Origin of the sequence: Mycobacterium botniense, from assembly GCF_010723305.1 — a bacterium.
GTDB classification, from domain to species: Bacteria; Actinomycetota; Actinomycetes; order Mycobacteriales; family Mycobacteriaceae; genus Mycobacterium; species Mycobacterium botniense.
The window spans coordinates 327,362-346,037 of the sequence record NZ_BLKW01000004.1; the positions used below are offsets into that span (position 1 = coordinate 327,362).

Annotated in this window: 16 protein-coding genes and 1 pseudogene; 12 read left to right on the forward strand and 5 right to left on the reverse strand. The window is 65.7% G+C overall.

Annotated features, from left to right (window positions below; all coding sequences use genetic code 11):
• The first annotated feature begins 51 nt into the window (after positions 1–51).
• From G6N08_RS11685 to G6N08_RS11720, 8 genes are all read left to right on the forward strand, one after another.
• A complete protein-coding gene (locus tag G6N08_RS11685; protein WP_174813291.1) occupies positions 52–543 on the forward strand; it encodes a hypothetical protein in 492 nt (163 codons plus the stop codon).
• A 179-nt stretch (positions 544–722) separates the two neighbouring features.
• Positions 723–3,299: a bifunctional FO biosynthesis protein CofGH gene (locus G6N08_RS11690; protein WP_163757466.1), complete on the forward strand. Its 2,577-nt coding sequence runs from the start codon at positions 723–725 to the stop codon at positions 3,297–3,299.
• A gap of 269 nt (positions 3,300–3,568) precedes the next feature.
• The gene (locus G6N08_RS11695) at positions 3,569–4,042 is read left to right on the forward strand and encodes a YbhB/YbcL family Raf kinase inhibitor-like protein (protein ID WP_246216741.1); all 474 of its coding nucleotides are present in this window, start codon (positions 3,569–3,571) and stop codon (positions 4,040–4,042) included.
• Between the two features lie 498 nt (positions 4,043–4,540).
• Positions 4,541–4,867 carry a ferredoxin gene (gene fdxA / locus G6N08_RS11700; protein ID WP_163757469.1) on the forward strand — a complete coding sequence of 109 codons (327 nt, stop codon included), beginning with the start codon at positions 4,541–4,543 and terminating at the stop codon, positions 4,865–4,867.
• Between the two features lie 23 nt (positions 4,868–4,890).
• Positions 4,891–6,030: a succinyldiaminopimelate transaminase gene (gene dapC / locus G6N08_RS11705; protein WP_163760504.1), complete on the forward strand. Its 1,140-nt coding sequence runs from the start codon at positions 4,891–4,893 to the stop codon at positions 6,028–6,030.
• A gap of 49 nt (positions 6,031–6,079) precedes the next feature.
• The gene (locus G6N08_RS11710; RefSeq protein ID WP_163757471.1) at positions 6,080–8,407 is read left to right on the forward strand and encodes an APC family permease; all 2,328 of its coding nucleotides are present in this window, start codon (positions 6,080–6,082) and stop codon (positions 8,405–8,407) included.
• A gap of 67 nt (positions 8,408–8,474) precedes the next feature.
• A complete protein-coding gene (locus tag G6N08_RS11715; protein WP_163757473.1) occupies positions 8,475–9,380 on the forward strand; it encodes a pseudouridine-5'-phosphate glycosidase in 906 nt (301 codons plus the stop codon).
• 184 nt (positions 9,381–9,564) lie between these two features.
• On the forward strand, positions 9,565–10,893 hold the full coding sequence (locus G6N08_RS11720) for an alpha/beta hydrolase fold domain-containing protein (protein WP_163757475.1): 1,329 nt from the start codon (positions 9,565–9,567) through the stop codon (positions 10,891–10,893).
• On the opposite strand, the gene G6N08_RS11725 is transcribed toward G6N08_RS11720, so the two are convergent.
• The 3 genes from G6N08_RS11725 to G6N08_RS11735 form a co-directional block, all read right to left on the reverse strand.
• Positions 10,848–11,639: a lipase family protein gene (locus G6N08_RS11725; protein ID WP_163757477.1), complete on the reverse strand. Its 792-nt coding sequence runs from the start codon at positions 11,637–11,639 to the stop codon at positions 10,848–10,850. The genes G6N08_RS11720 and G6N08_RS11725 overlap by 46 nt on opposite strands.
• Before the next feature lie 89 nt (positions 11,640–11,728).
• The gene (gene mddA, locus G6N08_RS11730) at positions 11,729–12,499 is read right to left on the reverse strand and encodes a methanethiol S-methyltransferase (protein WP_163757479.1); all 771 of its coding nucleotides are present in this window, start codon (positions 12,497–12,499) and stop codon (positions 11,729–11,731) included.
• A gap of 155 nt (positions 12,500–12,654) precedes the next feature.
• Positions 12,655–14,235 carry a PucR family transcriptional regulator gene (locus G6N08_RS11735; RefSeq protein ID WP_163757481.1) on the reverse strand — a complete coding sequence of 527 codons (1,581 nt, stop codon included), beginning with the start codon at positions 14,233–14,235 and terminating at the stop codon, positions 12,655–12,657.
• A gap of 83 nt (positions 14,236–14,318) precedes the next feature.
• Between G6N08_RS11735 and pruA the strand changes: the two genes are divergently transcribed.
• The 3 genes and pseudogenes from pruA to G6N08_RS11750 all read left to right on the forward strand — a co-directional run.
• Positions 14,319–15,950, forward strand: a complete 1,632-nt coding sequence (gene pruA / locus G6N08_RS11740; protein ID WP_163757483.1) for an L-glutamate gamma-semialdehyde dehydrogenase — start codon at positions 14,319–14,321, stop codon at positions 15,948–15,950.
• Complete coding sequence (locus G6N08_RS11745; protein ID WP_163757485.1) at positions 15,950–16,927, forward strand: proline dehydrogenase family protein; 978 nt, start codon at positions 15,950–15,952, stop codon at positions 16,925–16,927. The genes pruA and G6N08_RS11745 overlap by 1 nt, the downstream gene beginning before the upstream one ends.
• Positions 16,928–17,145 (forward strand): annotated as a pseudogene (locus G6N08_RS11750) (transposase family protein); the annotation flags it as partial.
• Between the two features lie 116 nt (positions 17,146–17,261).
• Here the strand turns inward: G6N08_RS11750 and G6N08_RS11755 are convergent.
• Positions 17,262–17,873, reverse strand: coding sequence for a transposase (locus G6N08_RS11755; RefSeq protein WP_281352788.1), 612 nt, complete (start codon positions 17,871–17,873; stop codon positions 17,262–17,264).
• Entirely contained in the window at positions 17,827–18,012 is a 186-nt protein-coding gene (locus G6N08_RS11760) for a hypothetical protein (protein ID WP_163756967.1), read from the reverse strand. Before G6N08_RS11760 ends, G6N08_RS11755 begins: the two co-directional genes overlap by 47 nt.
• Before the next feature lie 264 nt (positions 18,013–18,276).
• Between G6N08_RS11760 and G6N08_RS20350 the strand changes: the two genes are divergently transcribed.
• Complete coding sequence (locus G6N08_RS20350) at positions 18,277–18,492, forward strand: hypothetical protein (protein WP_218033374.1); 216 nt, start codon at positions 18,277–18,279, stop codon at positions 18,490–18,492.
• The last annotated feature ends 184 nt before the right edge of the window (positions 18,493–18,676 follow it).

Genomic DNA, 18,676 nt, shown 5'->3' on the forward strand with positions numbered 1-18,676 from the left:
TGATCTGGACCCCAACCTGCAGCACTGGCAGGACCGGCTTGACAACTTCCAGTGGGTAATCGCCTCTCTGGTCGCAGAACTCGACAGCGTCCCGACCTGATCACCACCAAGACCAGCGCCGGGCCGGCGGCCGACGCCGGCACGACGGATCCTGCCATTCGCATCGTGGTCCTGACACTGCTCGCCGTCGACGGCATCTTGTCCGCGCTCACCGCGGCGTTGCTCATGCCTGCCTACATCGGTGCCGTGCCGTTTCCGGTGAGCGCGCTGATCAGTGGCCTGGTCAATGCGGCCCTGGTGTGGGCCGCCCGTGGATGGACCAGGTCAGCCCGGGTGGCGGGTTTGCCGTTGTGGACCTGGCTTTTGACCGTGACCGTGATGTCATTGGGTGGTCCCGGTGACGACATCATCCTGGGCGGTCGGGGAGTGCTGGCTTACAGCGTTCTGCTGTTGATCGCCTTCGGGGTAGTGCCACCGGCGTGGGTGTTGCGGCCCCGCCGGTCCGGCCGGCGGCCGGACCGGGCCGAACCGCGGCCTGGTTAGCGCGCGACCCACGCCCCGATGAGTTTGAGTCGGATCCGGGTCGCCATCGCGGCCAGTGCTGTCATCGGCGCGGCAGTCTCCACCACGGGCATAGGCTGGGTCTAGTGTGACGGGCATGTAGGGCCGAGATTTTCCGGAGGTGTGCGGATGATTCTCGATCAAAGCAACGTTAAGGAGGCGTGGCTCTGAACCCGCGGCGCAGTGTCGCTCTGCCTACTCCGGTCGTTCCAGCCCGAACCGCGGCTGCTGGCACCAGCGCACTGCGGCGCGTGCTGCGCCGGGCCCGCGACGGGGTGGTGCTCAACGTCGACGAGGCGGCCGTTGCGATGACTGCCCGCGGTGACGACCTGGTGGAGCTGTGTCGCAGCGCGGCGCGGGTACGAGACGCGGGACTGGAATCGGCGGGCCGCCGCGGCGCAGCCGGACGGCTGCCGATTAGCTACTCACGCAAAGTGTTCATCCCGGTCACCCGACTGTGCCGCGACAGCTGCCACTACTGCACGTTCGTCACGGTACCGGGCAAGCTGCGCGCCCAGGGCGCGGGCATGTACCTCGAACCCGAAGAGGTTGTCGACATCGCCCGGCGCGGCGGCGAACTCGGTTGTAAGGAAGCGCTGTTCACCCTGGGTGACCGACCCGAGCAACGCTGGCCCGAAGCACGCGAGTGGCTGGCGCAACGCGGCTACGACTCCACGCTGTCGTACGTGCGGGCGCTGGCAATCCGCGTGTTAGAGGAAACCGGGCTGCTGCCACACCTGAACCCGGGAGTGATGAGCTGGTCGGAGCTCGCGCGGCTCAAGCCGGTCGCCCCGTCGATGGGCTTGATGCTGGAGAGCACGTCGCGGCGGCTGTTCGAAACCAAGGGGCTCCCGCATTACGGATGCCCGGACAAGGATCCGGCTGTCCGCTTGCGCGTCGTAACCGATGCGGGCCGGCTGTCGATCCCTTTCACAACCGGCCTTTTGGTCGGGATCGGCGAGACACTGCAGGAACGCGCCGAGACCTTACATGCGATCCGCAAGTCGCATAAGGAGTTCGGGCACATCCAGGAAGTGATCGTGCAGAACTTCCGGGCCAAGGAACATACCGCGATGGCCTCGGCGCCTGACGCCGACATTCAGGATTTCCTGGCGACGGTGGCCACGGCGCGCCTGGTGCTCGGGCCGGGGATGCGGGTTCAGGCGCCGCCGAATCTGGTGTCGCGCGAGGAGTGCCTGGCGCTGATCGCTGCCGGCATCGACGACTGGGGTGGGGTGTCACCATTGACGCCTGACCACGTCAACCCGGAACGGCCTTGGCCCGCTTTGACGGAGCTGGCTGCCGTCACCGCGCAGGCCGGCTACGATCTGGTGCAGCGGCTCACCGCGCATCCCAAGTACGTGCAGGCCGGTGCGGCGTGGATCGATCCGCGGGTGCGTGGGCACGTGCTGGCACTGGCGGATCCGGCGACGGGCCTGGCGCGCGACGTCAACCCGGTGGGTATGCCGTGGCAGGAACCCGACGAGGTGCAATCTGGTGGGCGCGTCGACCTGCACACGGCTCTCGATGTCGAGGGTCGCGCCCGGCAGCTTCGGAGTGATCTCGACAGCGCGTTCGGGGACTGGGATTCCATTCGCGCGCAAGCGCGCGAGCTGGTAGCCCGCGCACCTGAGCGCATCGACAGCGACGTGCTGGGGGCGCTGCGCTCAGCGGAGCGTGATCCCGCCGGCTGCAGTGACGCCGAGTACCTGGCATTGGCTACCGCTGACGGACCTGCGTTGGATGCGGTGGCGGCACTGGCTGATGCGCTGCGCCGGGACGCGGTCGGCGACGATGTGACTTTCGTGGTGAACCGCAACATCAACTTCACCAACATCTGTTACACCGGATGCCGGTTCTGTGCGTTCGCCCAGCGCAAAGGCGACCCCGACGCCTACTCTCTGTCGGTTGCCGAGGTCGCCGAGCGGGCTTGGGAGGCCCACCTCGCCGGGGCCACCGAAGTATGTATGCAGGGAGGTATCGACCCGGAGCTGCCGGTGAGCGGCTACGCCGACCTGGTGCGGGCCGTTAAGGCCAAAGTGCCCTCAATGCATGTGCACGCGTTCTCGCCGATGGAGATTGCCAACGGGGTTACCAGGAGCGGGTTGAGCATTCGCGAATGGCTCATCAGCTTGCGCGAGGCGGGTCTGGACACCATCCCCGGTACGGCCGCCGAGATTCTCGACGACGAGATCCGCTGGGTGCTCACCAAGGGGAAGCTGCCGACATCGCTGTGGATCGAGATCGTCACCACCGCCCACGAGGTGGGCTTGCGCTCGTCGTCGACCATGATGTACGGGCATGTCGACAGCCCCCGCCACTGGGTGGCTCACCTCAACGTGTTACGCGACATTCAGGACCGCACTGGCGGTTTCACCGAGTTCGTGCCGCTCCCGTTCGTGCACCAGAATTCGCCGCTGTATCTGGCCGGCGCGTCGCGGCCCGGGCCCAGCCACCGCGACAATCGCGCCGTTCACGCCCTGGCTCGGATCATGCTGCACGGTCGCATCTCCCACATCCAGACCAGCTGGGTCAAACTCGGGGTGCAGCGCACGCAGGTGATGCTGAACGGGGGTGCCAACGATCTGGGCGGCACGCTGATGGAAGAGACGATCTCGCGGATGGCCGGTTCTGAGCACGGGTCGGCCAAGACCGTTGCGGAGCTGGTCGCTATCGCCGCGGGCATCGGCCGTCCGGCCCGCCAGCGCACCACCACCTACGCGCCACTGGCCGCCTGAGCCTGGAATCGGGTGTCACCACGACCGGGATAGAGCCGCGTCAGCTGAGCACTGTGGTGATAAGCGCTGACCAGCACAGACCCAGTTCACGGATCGGGCGTGTCCGCTCCCCTCACGCCCTTTACGCCACGCCTGCCCAGCGGGTATACACACGCTTCATGAGGGTGGCGCTTGCGGCTTTAGCGTTGCTTGTTTTCACCTTGCCCGCGTGTGGCGGCGGCACAGTGAGCTCGGAACAAAAACCTGCTCACAGCACTTCGGGAACCGTGATGACCACGGCATCGCCGTCGCCGGCCGCCTTCGGGTTGAGCAGCCCCGCATTCGCCGACAATTCACAAATTCCGATCGACTACTCATGCAAGGGCCGCAACGTTTCTCCGCCGCTGCGCTGGGAGAACGTTCCCACTGGCACCCAATCGCTGGCATTGGTCGTCGACGACCCCGACGCCCCTGCCGGGCTTTATGTCCACTGGGTGGTCACCGGCATCACGCCGTCAACCACCGAAATCGCCGAAGGCGCGCTCCCAGAAGGAGCCGTGGTCAGCCTCAACTCGGGCGGCAAAGCGCAGTATTTCGGGCCCTGCCCACCGGCCGGCACGGGTGTCCATCACTACCGCTTCCAGCTGTACGCGCTGGGTAAACCCGTCACAGTGGCGCCGACGACACCGGCCGGAGAAGCGACCGCAACGATCGCTGAGGCCGCCACCGCCGTCGCCCGAACCATCGGCGTGTTCAGCAGCTGACGCCGTGGTTGGCCAGGGCCGCGCCGGCTGTGCCCGGTGCACGATCGTGGATCGACGGCCGGGACGACTGCCACCCTCGCCGGTCCCACACACCCGCGGGTTCCCTTACACTGCAGTTGCCGCGGCGAGACGTGGGCACGACGGTGATGGCAGATGCGGCGGCGCGGGTGGATAGTAACGCCGCGCACGGGCCCGGACGCGGTGGTCAGGGGGCGGGTTGGTTAACGAGTCCGCACCCGCACTGCGCGGGTGGCGCGCCGCCGGGTGTCCGCTGCGGGTAGACCGGCACTGCGCCCGCGCGCACAACCTGGTGGTGGTTGAAGTGTATGTGCAACGTCTAGTATCAGTAACCATCGGAACCGTATCTCCGGGAAGCGAAACGATAGGGCACACTGAAGTTCGGGGACCGGCATCGGGTAGGGTCAGCGACTTCCCAGGACGTCCTTCTCGGGCGACGGACACACCAGCCATATTGAACAGCACGTGGAGGAGACCTTCGTGACGTACACGATCGCCGAACCCTGTGTCGACATCAAGGACAAGGCCTGCATTGAGGAGTGCCCGGTCGACTGCATCTACGAGGGTGTTCGGATGCTCTACATCCACCCCGACGAATGTGTTGACTGCGGGGCCTGCGAGCCGGTCTGCCCCGTCGAAGCGATCTTCTACGAAGATGATGTGCCCGAACAGTGGAGTCACTACACGCAGATCAACGCCGACTTTTTCGCCGAACTCGGTTCGCCGGGCGGTGCAGCGAAGGTCGGCATGACCGAGAACGATCCGCAAGTGGTCAAGGATCTGCCCCCGCAGGGCGAGAGCGCCTGAGCGGGCACGTGACCCGCGGGCGTATGTCGGCGGCTTTGCCGATCTTTCCGTGGGACACCCTGGCCGACGCAAGGGTCGTCGCCGAGGCCCATCCCGACGGCATCGTCGATTTGTCCATCGGCACACCGGTCGACCCTGTCGCGCCGCTGATCCGGGAAGCGCTTGCCGACGCGAGTGCGGCGCCCGGATACCCCACCACCGCCGGCACCGCGGAGCTTCGCCGCTCCATTGTGGCGGCGCTTGGGCGCCGTCACGGTGTCACCGGCGTCACCGAGGCCGCCGTGCTGCCCGTCATCGGTACCAAAGAACTCATCGCATGGTTGCCAACGTTGCTCGGCCTGGGGGCGAAGGATCTGGTCGTAGTGCCCGAACTGGCGTATCCGACGTACGAAGTGGGTGCCCGGCTGGCCGGGACGCAGGTGGCACGGGCGGACTCGCTGACCCAGCTGGGTCCGCAGTCTCCGGCCCTGGTGTACCTGAACTCGCCGAGCAATCCGACCGGGCGGGTGCTTGGTGTCGATCACTTGCGCAAGGTGGTGGGCTGGGCACGTGAACGGGGCGTGCTGGTGGTATCCGATGAGTGCTACCTGGGCCTGGGGTGGGATGTGCAGCCGTTGTCGGTGCTGCACCCCGCGGTGTGTGGCGAAGACCACACCGGTCTGCTTGCGGTGCATTCGCTGTCGAAGACCTCGTCACTGGCCGGCTACCGGGCCGGTTTCGCCGCCGGCGATCCCAGCGTGATCGCCGAACTGCTGGCGGTGCGCAGACACGCGGGAATGATGGTGCCGACGCCGGTACAGGCGGCCATGGTCGCAGCCCTCGGCGATGACGCTCATCAACAGGAGCAGCGGGATCGCTACGCGCGCCGGCGGAACGCCCTGTTGCCTGCGATCCGGTCGGCCGGATTCGCCGTCGACCATTCCGAAGCCGGGTTGTATCTGTGGGCCACCCGCGGCGAGTCGTGTCGCGACAGCGTTGCCTGGCTGGCGGAGCGCGGCATCTTGGTGGCGCCGGGCGAAGTCTATGGCGCCGGCGGTGCGCGGCACGTGCGTATCGCGCTCACAGCGACCGACGAGCGGATCGCGGCCGCCGTGGCGCGGCTGCGGGCGAGCGGACACGAGCAGCCTGAGGCTGGACTACCTCGCTGTTCGACGCAATCGTGATAGCGCCGCGGATGCTGCTGAGCAGCCCCTGCTCGGGTAAGGAAAGTGGATGACATCATCGGCGGGACGGGCGGTGATCCCGATCTCGGTCGGAGACGCTTTCAAGCGTGTCTTCCTGGGAAAGCCCCTGATCAGCGAGCAGCTGAAATCCGAGAAATTATCGAATCCAGTTGCACTGGGCGCGCTTTCACCCGATGCGATCTCGTCGACCGCCTACGGGCCGGAGCAGATCTTGATCGAACTGCTTCCGCATGCGGGGCTGGCTGCGTTCGTGTTGATACTTCCTATCACCGGCGTCCTGTTGCTGATCTTGGCATTGGTCACCGCATCGTATCGGCAGGTCGTCATGGCCTACACCAGAGCGGGCGGCTCCTATATCGTGGCGCGGGAGAATTTCGGGCCCAGGGTAGCCCAGATCGCCGCCGCGGCATTGCTGATCGACTACGTGGTCACCGTGGCGGTGCAGGCGGCGGCGGGTACGGTAGCAGTTGCGTCGGCGATTCGCCCACTGGGTCCCTACAGCCTGGAAATCACTGTCGCCGTGGTGATTCTCATCTGTTACGCAAACCTGCGCGGATTGCGGGAAGCCGGGATGCCGTTCGCGGTGGCCACCTACTCGTTTGTGGTCATGATCGGCTTGACCATCGTCGTCGGGATCATCCGCGAAATCTTTTGGGGTTTACCGGCATGCGATCCTGAGCACATCGTCGGGGCGGTGCCGGTTCATCACGGCAGCGGGCTGGTGATGGGCGCGACGGTCTTGGTGTTGCTGCGCGCGTTCGCCAACGGCGGTTCTTCGTTGACCGGTGTCGAAGCGATTTCCAACACGGTCACTGTCTTTCGGAAACCGCAGGGAGTCAACGCTCGTCGGGTTCTCACCGTGATGGCCTGTATTTTGGGGTTTTTGTTGGCGGGTGTCGCCTACCTCGCCCACGTCACCCGCGCCACGCCCTATGTCGACGAATACCCGTCGGTGCTGTCGCAGGTAGCCCGCGCGGTTTTCGGCCAAGGTGTGGCCGGCCAGACGCTGTACTTGCTGGTTCAGGCCTCCAGCGCCGCCATCTTGTACACGGGCGCGAATACCAGTTTCAACGGATTCCCGGCATTGGCGAATTTCGTTGCTGAAGACCGCTTTTTGCCGCGCCAACTCATGAAGCGCGGCCACCGTCTAGTATTTTCGAACGGCATTATCACCCTAGCCACGTTGTCGGTGGTGTTGCTGGTGGTGACCGGCGGCTCGGTCAACGCGCTAGTGCCGTTCTACGCCATCGGTGTGTTCACCGGATTTTCGATGGCCGGCTACGGCATGACCAGACACCACCTCAGGTATCGCGAACCGGGTTGGCGGCACCGGCTGGTGATCAACTTCTCCGCGGCGATCTTGTCCACGATCGTGGTGGGAATCTTCGCCGTGGCGAAGTTCACCGAAGGCGCCTGGCTGGTTGTGGTCGTCTTTCCGCTGCTGGTGTTCGTGTTGATCCGGCTGAACCGGGAATACCGTGCTGAGGCGGCTATTTTGGAGGCGTTCCGCACGGACCGACCGGAGGTCGTCAAATACGCCCGGCATCGGGTCTTCGTCTTCGTGAATTCGGTGGATCTGGCTGTGCTGGAGGCCCTGCGCTACGGGAAGGGGTTGCGGGCCGACGAGTTGACCGCGGTGCATTTCATGGTTGATGCCGCTCATGCGGCGCAGTTGCGAAACCGCTGGGACCACTTCGACCTCGACACTCCGCTGCGCGTGGTGGACTGCCCCGATCGACGGATCACCCGGGCTGCTCAAGTGCTGGTCGCAACAGCGGCCAAGCAGCATCCTGACACCAACGTGACCGTGCTGTTGCCTCGCCGAACATACGCCCCCCTGCTGGGACGTCTGTTGCATGACCGCACCGCGGACAAGATCGCGCGCGCCATCAGCCGGATCCCGGACGCCGCAGCGACGATTGTGCCCTACGACGTGCAATCCCGGATCAAGGAAGCGTTCCCCGAAGGCTTGGAGCACCGGATCGCGCGGGAGATCGATAGGCTGTGGGCGCGGATCTCCCGCGATGACCAGCGGGACATCGAAGCCTATGCACACCCGGAGCGGACGTCGGCGGTGATCCCGGTGCAAAGCCTCATTCCCGGGCAGCAGGCCACCGTCGAAGGACGGGTCAGCCAAGTCGAAGACATCACCAAACGGCGGCGAACGTTTCGATGGATTGTCATCGGCGATGACAGCGGAGACCTGCGCGTCATGTTCCACCCCGGCCACGGCGCCAATATCCAGCCCGGCCAGCTGCTGCGGATCACCGGAAAGGTACGCCAAAGCGGTAACCAGCCCATCTGCATGGTGGATCCCACTTACCGGATTGTCGAAGAAGCCCAAGAAGCGCAATAGTTTCCGATCACCGATGCGGTGACGCGGTATTTGGGCAGGCGTGGTGATTGCGACGTAGGGTGCAACCGTGCGTATCCATCCCGAGGTCGCGGATGCGCTGACGGCGCGGCGGCCGGTCGTCGCACTGGAAAGCGCCATTATCAGCCATGGCCTGCCGCGTCCGGACAACCTGCGCATCGCCCGCGAGATCGAGGCGGCAGTGCGTTCCGGCGGTGCCGTGCCGGCCACCATCGCGATTGTCGGCGGTGAGCCGCACATCGGCCTGGACGACACGTCGCTGCAGCGTATCGCCGAGAGCGACACGGTGGTGAAGGTCAGTGTCCGGGATGCCGCGGTGCTCGCGGCCCGGGGTGGTGACGGCGCGACGACGGTCGCCTCGACCGCGCATTTCGCGGCGGCAGCGGGGATCACAGTGCTCGCCACCGGCGGGCTGGGCGGTGTGCACCGGGGGGCGCGTGACAGCTGGGACGAGTCCGCGGACCTCATGACCCTATCGCGCACCGGCGTTTTGGTGGTATGTGCCGGAGTCAAGTCGATTCTCGATGTCGCGGCTACCCTGGAACGGCTGGAGACGCTCAACATCGCGGTGATCGGTTACCGCACCGACTGGTTCCCCGGCTTCTACCTCGCCGACTCCGGCCACCGGGTCGGCTGGCGGGTGGATACGCCCGAACAGGCCGCCGACGTGCTCCGCGCCCGACGCCGGCTGGGCACCGACGGGTACGGGCTGGTACTGGCCAACCCGATCGCCGCTGAGGACGAGATGGACCGCACGCTGCACGACCAGGTGCTCGCCGCCGGCCTGGCCGCCGCCGAGGCGAGCGGTGTGCGCGGCAAGGATCTCACGCCGTTTTTACTTGACTTCTTCCACCGCGAGACGCGCGGCGCGTCAGTCGCCGCCAACATCGCACTGGTGCTGTCCAATGCCCGGCTGGCGGCGGAGGTCGCCGTCGCCGACGCCGCCGGCGGGTGACTTGCGGGTGTGTGGGCGATCGGGTGGCCGGTGCATTGGCGGATCGCGGCATCCTTCGGTCGGTACCAGCATGGACAGCGCCCGCGAGGGTTCCCGGCCGGAGTCTCAGCGTGCAGACCGCGGCGAAGGGCGCGGATGCGCACGTCGGCAGAACGTCTCCGCTCGGCCCGGTGTCGACGGGCGCATGGTTAGATGCGTTGACCAGCGGGTCGTTGCGCAATGTGCGAAGCCGAGGAAAGGGACGATCGTGACGAAGCTGGCAGCAGTGCTGGGCTCGCTGGCCGGGTTGATCTTCACTGCCAATGGTTACCGGCCGCTGTCCAGCCGCGGGTACCCCTCGTTATATGCGTTCGTCTTCGGGGTTTTCGCCTCGGAGCTTCCGCTGCCCATTCTGGGCGCTCAGCTGGCGGCACTGGCCGCGGTGACGCGCCGGCTGTCGCCGCGGGTGCGCCGGTTCAGCTGGCTGGTGTCCGGTATCTCGTGGTTGGGGATGCTCGGGCTGCACCGTATCGGCAGTCGTGCCGATGAGCCACTCGCCGCCGCGCTGGATGCCGGGCTGGGCACGCACCGTCGCACCGACTCCGCGGGTCTGTGGAAGCGACCGGCGGGGCCGGGCACCGCTAAGTCACCCGGTGTGATCCGGATGCTCCGGGTTTACCGCGATTATGTCCACGATGCCGACATCAGCTATGGCGAATACGGCTCGCGCAACCATCTCGACATCTGGCGGCGCCCCGACCTCGAGCGTCGCGGCCGGGCGCCGGTGCTGCTGCAGGTGCCCGGCGGTGGCTGGACGCTGGGGAGCAAACGCGGACAAGCGCATCCGTTGATGAGCCACTTAACCGAACTGGGTTGGATATGTGTCTCGATCAACTATCGGCTCAGCCCGCGCTCGACCTGGCCCGACCACATCGTCGACGTCAAGCGCGCGATCAGCTGGGTTAAGGAGCATATCGCCGAATACGGCGGCGACCCGGACTGGATCGCGATCACCGGCGGCTCGGCGGGCGGCCACCTGTGTGCATTGGCCGCGCTTACCCCCAATGACCCTCAGTTTCAACCGGGTTTCGAAGACGCCGACACCCGGGTTCGGGCCGCGGTGCCGTTCTACGGCGTCTACGACTTCACCCGTACGTCGATACATCCGCTGATGGCACCCATGCTGGGTAAGTACGTGTTCAAGCTGAGCCGCACCGAGACGTCGGACGCCTTCCGCGCCGCCTCACCGATCACTCATGTATCTGCCGACGCGCCACCCTTTTTCGTGCTGCACGGCCGCAACGACTCCCTGATCCCGGTGCAGCAGGCACGCAGCTTCACGGCGCGGCTGCGCGAGGTGAGCCGCCGGCCCGTGGTCTACGCCGAGCTGCCGTTCGCCCAGCACGCCTTCGACATCTTCGGTTCAGCGCGGGCGGCGCACGCGGCAGTGGCCGTCGAACAGTTCCTCGCCGACGTCTATGCGTCGGATCACGCGGCCGCGGACGTGACCAGCTTGTCCAGCCCGGCGCGGTAGGCCGCGAGGCGGTGCCGGTCGACCGGGTCGATCGGGCCGCCGGAGTCGACCGCGATTTCGACGCCGACGTGCTCGTAGGGCAGTCCGGGAAGCGGCAGCGGGACATGAGGGACCACGTCGAAGAGGTTGACGACGCGGTAGCAGCTGTCGATGGTCATGTTGAAGGACATGGCGAAGTCGTGCAGCCCGGTGCGCGGTCCGCCGAACGTGGTCAGCGCGGGTTCCAGATTCGGCGGCATGTTTGTGAAAATGTCGGGCGCGGCGAGCACCGCCAGCGCGGCGCCCAGGCTATGGCCGGTGACGACGATGTGATTGCACCCGGCGCATGCGGTCGCGAGATTCGACGCGAGGCTGTCCCGTATCGTCGCGTAAAGGGCCATCCAGCCGAGGTGTACATGCCCGAAGCCGGCGACGGGCCGATAATCGCCGGCGAATGCGTCGAAGTCGTCCAGCCATTCCGCTGCGGTGAGTGTTCCGCGGAACGCGACGAACACCGTCCTGGCCGCTCGGCTGTTCGCGATCAAACCGAATACCGGGCCTGCGCCGGTGAGCCGTTCGACAAGCGACCGCGCACTGTCGGGTAGGCCGGTGATCGCGTCCAGGACGCCGACATCGGCTTGGAGGAGGGCGGTTTTGCGGTAACCGGCGGGGAGAGCCGGCTCGGCAGCAGGGGTGGTGAACACTGCGTAGGCGGCCTCAGCCATGGGCAACACGGTGTCACGGGTGAATCGCGGGTTGAAACTCATAGTGCACGGTGTACTCGACTCGGTGTCCCAGCAGGCCGGATTGACGTTTTTGAGTTCGTTACCGCGACAACTGTCCGGAAGACCGCCGGCTAAAGGGCGCGACTCCCGTGCTCAGGCGTGCCTGAGCCGAGATGTTTTCGCGGCCAGGGCAACAACATCGGCACACGGCGGCGGTAGTCGCGGTATTCATCGCCGAGCCCGGCCACCAGGTCGTGTTCCTCCAGCTGCACGGCGATGACGATGTACCCGGTGGTGGCGACGGCGAACAGCAGGTGCCCGGCGGTCAGTTTCGGTGTCGCCCAAAACGCGATGACAAAGCCCAGCATGATCGGATGCCGCACCAGCCGGTACAGCAGACGGGAGCGAAATCCGATGTTTGCGTGTGGTTTCCCACGCCCAGCCAGGTACGCCTGCCTGAGCCCGAACAGGTCGAAATGGCTGATCATGAATGTCGACGCCAGCGCCATCAGCCAGCCCAGCCAGAACAGCACCCACAGTCCGAGCCTGCCGGCTGGTGCTGTCACGTTCCACACCACAGCGGGAATGGACCTCCACTGCCAAAACAGCAGGAACAGCACGAGATTCGTCACCAACACATAGGTGCTGCGTTCGATCGGCGGCGCCACGTAATGCGTCCACCATCGTTTGAACGCCGGGCGGGCCATCACGCTGTGCTGGATGGCGAACACCGAAAGCAGCACCATGTCGATCGCGACCGCCTGTCCCGCCGGGGCCACCGCGGCGGAGTCGACACTGCGCGGCACCCCAAAGTCGCCGACGAACCCGATCGCGTAAATGAAGGCGGCGACAAACATCACGTAACACATCACGGCGTAGCCGATTACCAGGAAGCGGCTCATGGTGGCCTCCCAGCTGGTCGCTGCTCTTGTGAGCCGGGCTGAGCGGAATGCCCGGCAAATCGCCAACCGCCGTGACCAACTGCCCTAACAGTACAGCTGTGCACCGCCTGGGTCGAGACTTCCGCGATGGGTGCTTCGCGGTGGTGATCCGGGGCTCAGCCCTCGGTCGCCCGCAGACCCAGCGAAAGCAGCAGTCGCACATCGGGATCGGCCAGCGACACAGACAGTATTCTCTCGATTCGGCGTACCCGGTAGCGCACGGTGTTGGGGTGGACGTGTAGCCGGGTCGCTGCGGCGCTGATATCCCCGAAGCTGTCCAGGTACGCGCGCAGCGTCTCGGCCAGCACCGGGTCACGCGCCCGCAGCTCCCGTACCCGCGGGTCGATCAGTCGCTCGTCGGCGCTGACCAGGGTCACGATTTCGTCGAGCAGCACGGTGGTGCGCGCTTCGGCCAGCGACGTCACCTGGGCGATGGAAACCGGGTGGCGCTCAGCGCTGTCGAGCACCCGGTCCACTTCGGCGCGCGCGGCGGCTGCCCCGGCCAAACCGGTCACCGGGGCGGCGATGACGGCGCGCAGCTCGAGTCCCAGCTCGCTGCGCAGTGCGGCGATCGTCCCCCGAATCCAGGAGGTGACAGCGCGGGTGTTCGTGGCCTGCGGTAGCAGCACATATACCCGTGAGCCTTTCGAGACGACTTGAGCATCATGGCGAAAAGCACTGGCACTCAATGCTAAGACGTCGGACGGCTGCCGGTCACGGCCGATGCTGTCGAAGCCGATGACTGCGGCGTCGGCGTCGGCCACGATGCCGAGTTCGCGGGCGATGACGGCGACGGTGTCAGCGCTGTCCATCTCGCGCAGGCCTAGAAGTTGCTGCACCCGCAACGCATGGGAGGAGGGCCGGGCCGCCAGCCGCCCCATGATGCGCGCCGCCAGCACCGCAGCCCCGCGCAGCATCTGCTCGGCATCCTCAGCCAGCGGTCGAGAACCCTGCTGAACCCAGATAGTGCCGGCAAACACCGACGCTCGGCGGGTGTCGACCGGAGGCAGATGGATACCGACCGCCAGCCGCGGCCGCAGCCCCAGTTCCGGGCGTTCCGCGACGCGGACGACCTCGTTGCCGGCCCGCAGCGCATCGAAGATGCCCCACTTGCCGATCCATTCCAGATGCTCAGGCGGGCCGGCCCGGCCCAGGATGGACGACCGCCGCAGTTCGTCGGCCTCCTCGTTGGAGGCCGAATAGGCCAGCACGTGCGAGCGGTCGTCTTCGATGCTGACCATCCCGTGGATGCGGTCGGCCAGTGATTGCGCCAGGCTGAACAGATCGGCGCCGGAGTCGTACAGCGGATCGGCACGGTGATGCTCGAAGACGTGGTTGACCAATCGATACAGCCGCTCCCAGCGGGCTCGCGGGTCCACCGCCACCACCGCCGACCCTGCGGCGACCGCCGTGGCCACCAGTTCATCGGAGGGCTTTTTGACGAAGATGGCCACCGGTGTCCACCCGCTGGGCTGCTCGCCGATCCAGCGCAGCGCCTCGTCGTCGCTCACACCGAGCAAGAAGAACACGTCGGCAGAGTCCGCTCCCGCAGCCAGACCCCACCGTACATCGTCGGAATCGATCAACGCCGCCGACCCCACCGGCAGGTCCAGGCCACGCGGGGCGTCGATGAGGCTGACCATCGTGGTGTCCAGCGCGAGCAGCAACTGACCCAGCCCGACGCCAGCGGCCCGCATGTTGTCCGATCCTACTAGCACTGCCGGGCTATCTTGTTCGATTAACCAATCGTCTGGGGCTGGGTACGCGCGACCCTGGCAGTATGGATGCGATCACCCGGGTACCGCTGCCGGTCAACGAGCCGGTGCACGACTACGCCCCGCATTCCCCCGAACGACGGAGGCTGCGCGCCGCGCTGGCCTCGTTGGGTGGTGAGCCGATCGACCTGCCGCACGTCATCGCCGGTCAGCACCGGATGGGCGACGGTGAGCGCATCGACGTCGTGCAGCCGCACCGGCACGCCGCGAAACTGGGCACGCTGACCAACGCCACTCACGCCGACGCCGCTGCCGCGATCGACGCCGCGATGGCCGCAAAGAACGATTGGGCGGCGACGCCGTTCGACGAACGCGCCGCGGTCTTCCTGCGTGCCGCCGATCTGCTGGCTGGCCCGTGGCGGGAAACGATCGCCGCCGCAACGATGCTCGGCCAATCCAAGACCGCTTATCAGGCCGAGATCGACGCGCCCTGCGAGCTGATCGACTTCTGGCGGTTCAACGTCGCCTTCGCCCGCCAGATCCTGGCGCAGCAGCCGATCAGCACGCCTGGCGAGTGGAACCGCGCCGACTACCGGCCGCTGGATGGCTTTGTCTATGCGATCACGCCGTTCAACTTCTCCTCGATCGCCGGCAACCTGCCCACGGCGCCCGCGCTGATGGGCAACACCGTCGTGTGGAAGCCGTCAATCACACAAACCCTGGCGGCCTACTTGACAATGCAACTGCTGGAGGCGGCGGGACTGCCGCCCGGGGTGGTCAACCTCGTGACCGGTGACGGCTACGCGGTTTCCGATATCGCGCTGACCGATCCGCGGCTGGCCGGTATCCACTTCACCGGCTCGACAGCCACTTTCAAGCACCTCTGGCAGCAGGTGGGAGCCAATATCGGCCGCTACATCAGCTATCCGCGGCTGGTCGGAGAAACCGGCGGCAAGGACTTCGTGGTGGCGCACGCGTCGGCGCAACCGGACGTTTTGCGTACCGCGTTGATCCGCGGCGCGTTTGACTACCAAGGCCAGAAATGCTCTGCGGCGTCGCGAGCCTTTATCGCGCGCTCGGTGTGGCAGCGGATGGGCGACGATTTCCTGGCCGCCACTGCTGAGCTGCGTTACGGCGACATCACCGACTTCTCCAACTTCGGCGGAGCGTTGATCGACAGACGCGCTTTCACCAAGAATGTCAACGCTATTGAACGAGCAAAGGGCGCACCCGGTGTCACGATCGCAGTCGGCGGCGGATACGACGACAGCGAAGGCTATTTCGTGCATCCCACGGTGCTGCTTGGTGATGACCCGGGCGACGAGGCTTTCACGACCGAGTATTTCGGGCCGATCCTGTCGGTGCACGTCTACCCCGACGAACACTACGAGCAGATCCTCGAGGTCATCGACACCGGGTCTCGCTACGCGCTCACCGGCGCGGTCATCGCCGACGACCGAGCTGCTGTGCGTACCGCGCTCGAACGGCTACGGTTCGCGGCGGGCAATTTTTATATCAACGACAAGCCGACGGCGGCGGTGGTGGGGCGGCAGCCGTTCGGCGGGTCGCGCGGGTCAGGAACCAATGACAAGGCGGGTTCAGCACTGAACCTGTTGCGCTGGACGTCCGCCCGCTCGATCAAGGAGACTTTCGTCCCGGCCACCGATCACCGCTACCCGCATATGGCGGCCGAGTGATGCCAGGACTGTTCGCCCGCAGTATCCGTCCGGTTATTTTGGCTGCCGGCCGGGCTGACCGGTTACGGCGAATAGTGGAACGCCTGCCGGTCACTCGGACGGTTGTGCGCCGTTTCGTCGCCGGAGAGACGCTTGACGCAGTATTGGAAAACGTTGCAGCGCTGCGGAAGTCCGGCCGCTACGTCAGTATCGACTACCTGGGGGAGGATATCACCGATCGCGACGGCGCCGACGCGTCCGTGCAGGCCTACGTGGATCTGCTCGATGTGCTGGGCTGGTGCGGTGAGCCGGTATTCGACGGAGTTCGGCCGCTGGAAGTATCGCTGAAGCTCTCCGCGTTGGGGCAAGCTCTTCACCGTGACGGCGAGAAGATCGCCCGCGAGAACGCCTACGCGATTTGCGCCGCCGCGCAGCGTGCAGGTGTATGGGTGACGGTGGATGCCGAGAGCTCTGCCACCACAGAGTCGACGCTGTCGATTGTGCGCGACCTGCGGGTCGACTTTCCATGGCTGGGGTTGGTTTTGCAGGCCTACTTGCGGCGCACGTTCAGCGATTGCCAAGAATTCGCCGCAGCCGGTGCGCGGATCCGGCTGGTCAAGGGCGCTTACGACGAGCCGGCCTCGGTTGCCTACCGGGACCGCGCCGAGATCACCGACTCGTATCTGCGGTGCCTTCGGGTGCTGATGGCGGGGTCGGGGTATCCGATGGTGGCGTCGCACGATCCCGTGGTAATTAGTTCGGTGCCTGCCTTAGCCCGCGAATCGGGGCGTGGACCGGGCGATTTCGAGTACCAGATGCTGTATGGCATCCGCGACGCCGAACAGTGCCGTCTGGTCGACACCGGTAACCGCGTACGGGTGTATATGCCGTTCGGCACTCAGTGGTACGGGTACTTCGTGCGGCGGTTGGCGGAGCGGCCGGCGAACCTGATGTTCTTCTTGCGGGCGTTGACCGAACGTCAACAGCGGAACCCGTAGGCCGTACCGGGGTGCGTACGCCATCACGGCGGGCACACCTACGCGTTCGATGACACGGTGGCCTGGCTGACGGTGGCGTGTTCGAAACTGCGGTGTGTGAGGTGATGCGCATCGCCTGGCGCACCATGGAGGCGATTGTGGCCCGGGTGTGGGCCGACACCGAGAAGAGCATCGGCCGGTTCGCGAACCTGCGCCGGATCGGTATCAACGAGATCTCCTAGAAGCGTCACCACACGCCGACCGTTGCTGAACTCGGGCATAAGCAGCTCCTCTCGGATCACCCGAGAAGACTGCCAGCATTGGGTAATTTCCCACCCCGATGTCTGCGGCGAACTCAGACGCAAATTACCCGAACCGCTTGCGGCAACTGCTGTTTTAGGGCGCTGGCATAGCCGCGGAATGGGTCCAGCGATGCGGTGGCGATCTGCGCCTTCCACTGGTCGTCGCGCTCGCCCAGCCAGCTGGTCAGCATGACACCGGAGCGGCCGTGGACCACCTCGAGCAGCCGCGCTGGCTGACCCGGTGTCAGATCAGCGATGCCGGTCGCATACTTCGTCGGATGCTGTCCAGTCGCGCGCAAGAACGCGGTCTCATCCATCCCGATCGCCCTCGGCGCGTCCAGCCGTGCCGGGTCGTCGATGAGCGGCTTATCGCAAGCGGTGACGATCCGCATGATGGTCGCCCAGCCCACACCGAGCGCCGACGCGACCCGCGAGACGGCGCCGTCGTGGGCACCGACCTGCTTGAACGCCCACCCCCGGGCCCGCTCGGTCAACCACGCGCGCGGCTGGATCGCAGGATGCTGCTCAGTCCAAGTCTTTTTCGGACACAACGCATGTGGGCAACACCAGACCCGTTTATGCCAACACAGCACCACCGGTCTGCCGCCGATAGGCAGATCACGTACCCACACCGGACGGATCTTTGGCAACCGCCAGCGCCCCACAGTCAGGGCAAGGCGCCAGCCCAACGACGGTCTCAACCAGCAGCTCCAGCTCACCTCCGGCATCCGCGGCGGCCAGCACCCGCAACCCATCCAATCCGAACAACGCAGCAACAACCGATCCGGTAACCTCTGCTTCCAACCTGGGACTCCTCAACAATCCGTGTGAACTTTGGTTTGTTATCACGGATCATGCCGAGTCCCAGGCCCACGATCAGCTCATTTCAAGGCCTCAAGCGGGTCTCGCCCGGATCCCCAGCTCCCAGCATCATGGAGAAGAGCCGCAAAAGCTGTTGGCCGACTTCGACGTACACACGCTTCTGTGCTTGCCGACCGGCATTTTCTATGCGCAGGGTGTGAAGGCCAATGTGCTATTTTCGACAAGAAGCTGGCCTCCGAGCGGCCGTTGACTACGAAATTCTGGGTCTACGACCTGCGCACCAACCAGCACTTCACGCTCAAGGAGAACCCTCCGCGCCGCCCTCACCTCGACGAGTTTGTCGACTTCTACCTCAGCGGAAAGCCTCGTGACGAGCGTGTCGAATCGGAGAGATGGAAATCGCTCACCTACTTCGAACTCATCGCGCGGCAAGGTCAACCTCCACATCACCTTGCTGTGTGACGAGTCGCTCGACGACGCTGACCACCTTCCAGCGCCCGAAATCATCGCCAGAGAGATTGTCGAAGATCTGACCACGGCTCTGGGGGAGTTCGAGGTGGTAGCGGCAGCCCTCGAAGCCACCGCGAACGGAGACGCAGATTCAACGTGGATCGTCTCGGGTCACCGGCGCTTCGGCTGCCAGGTA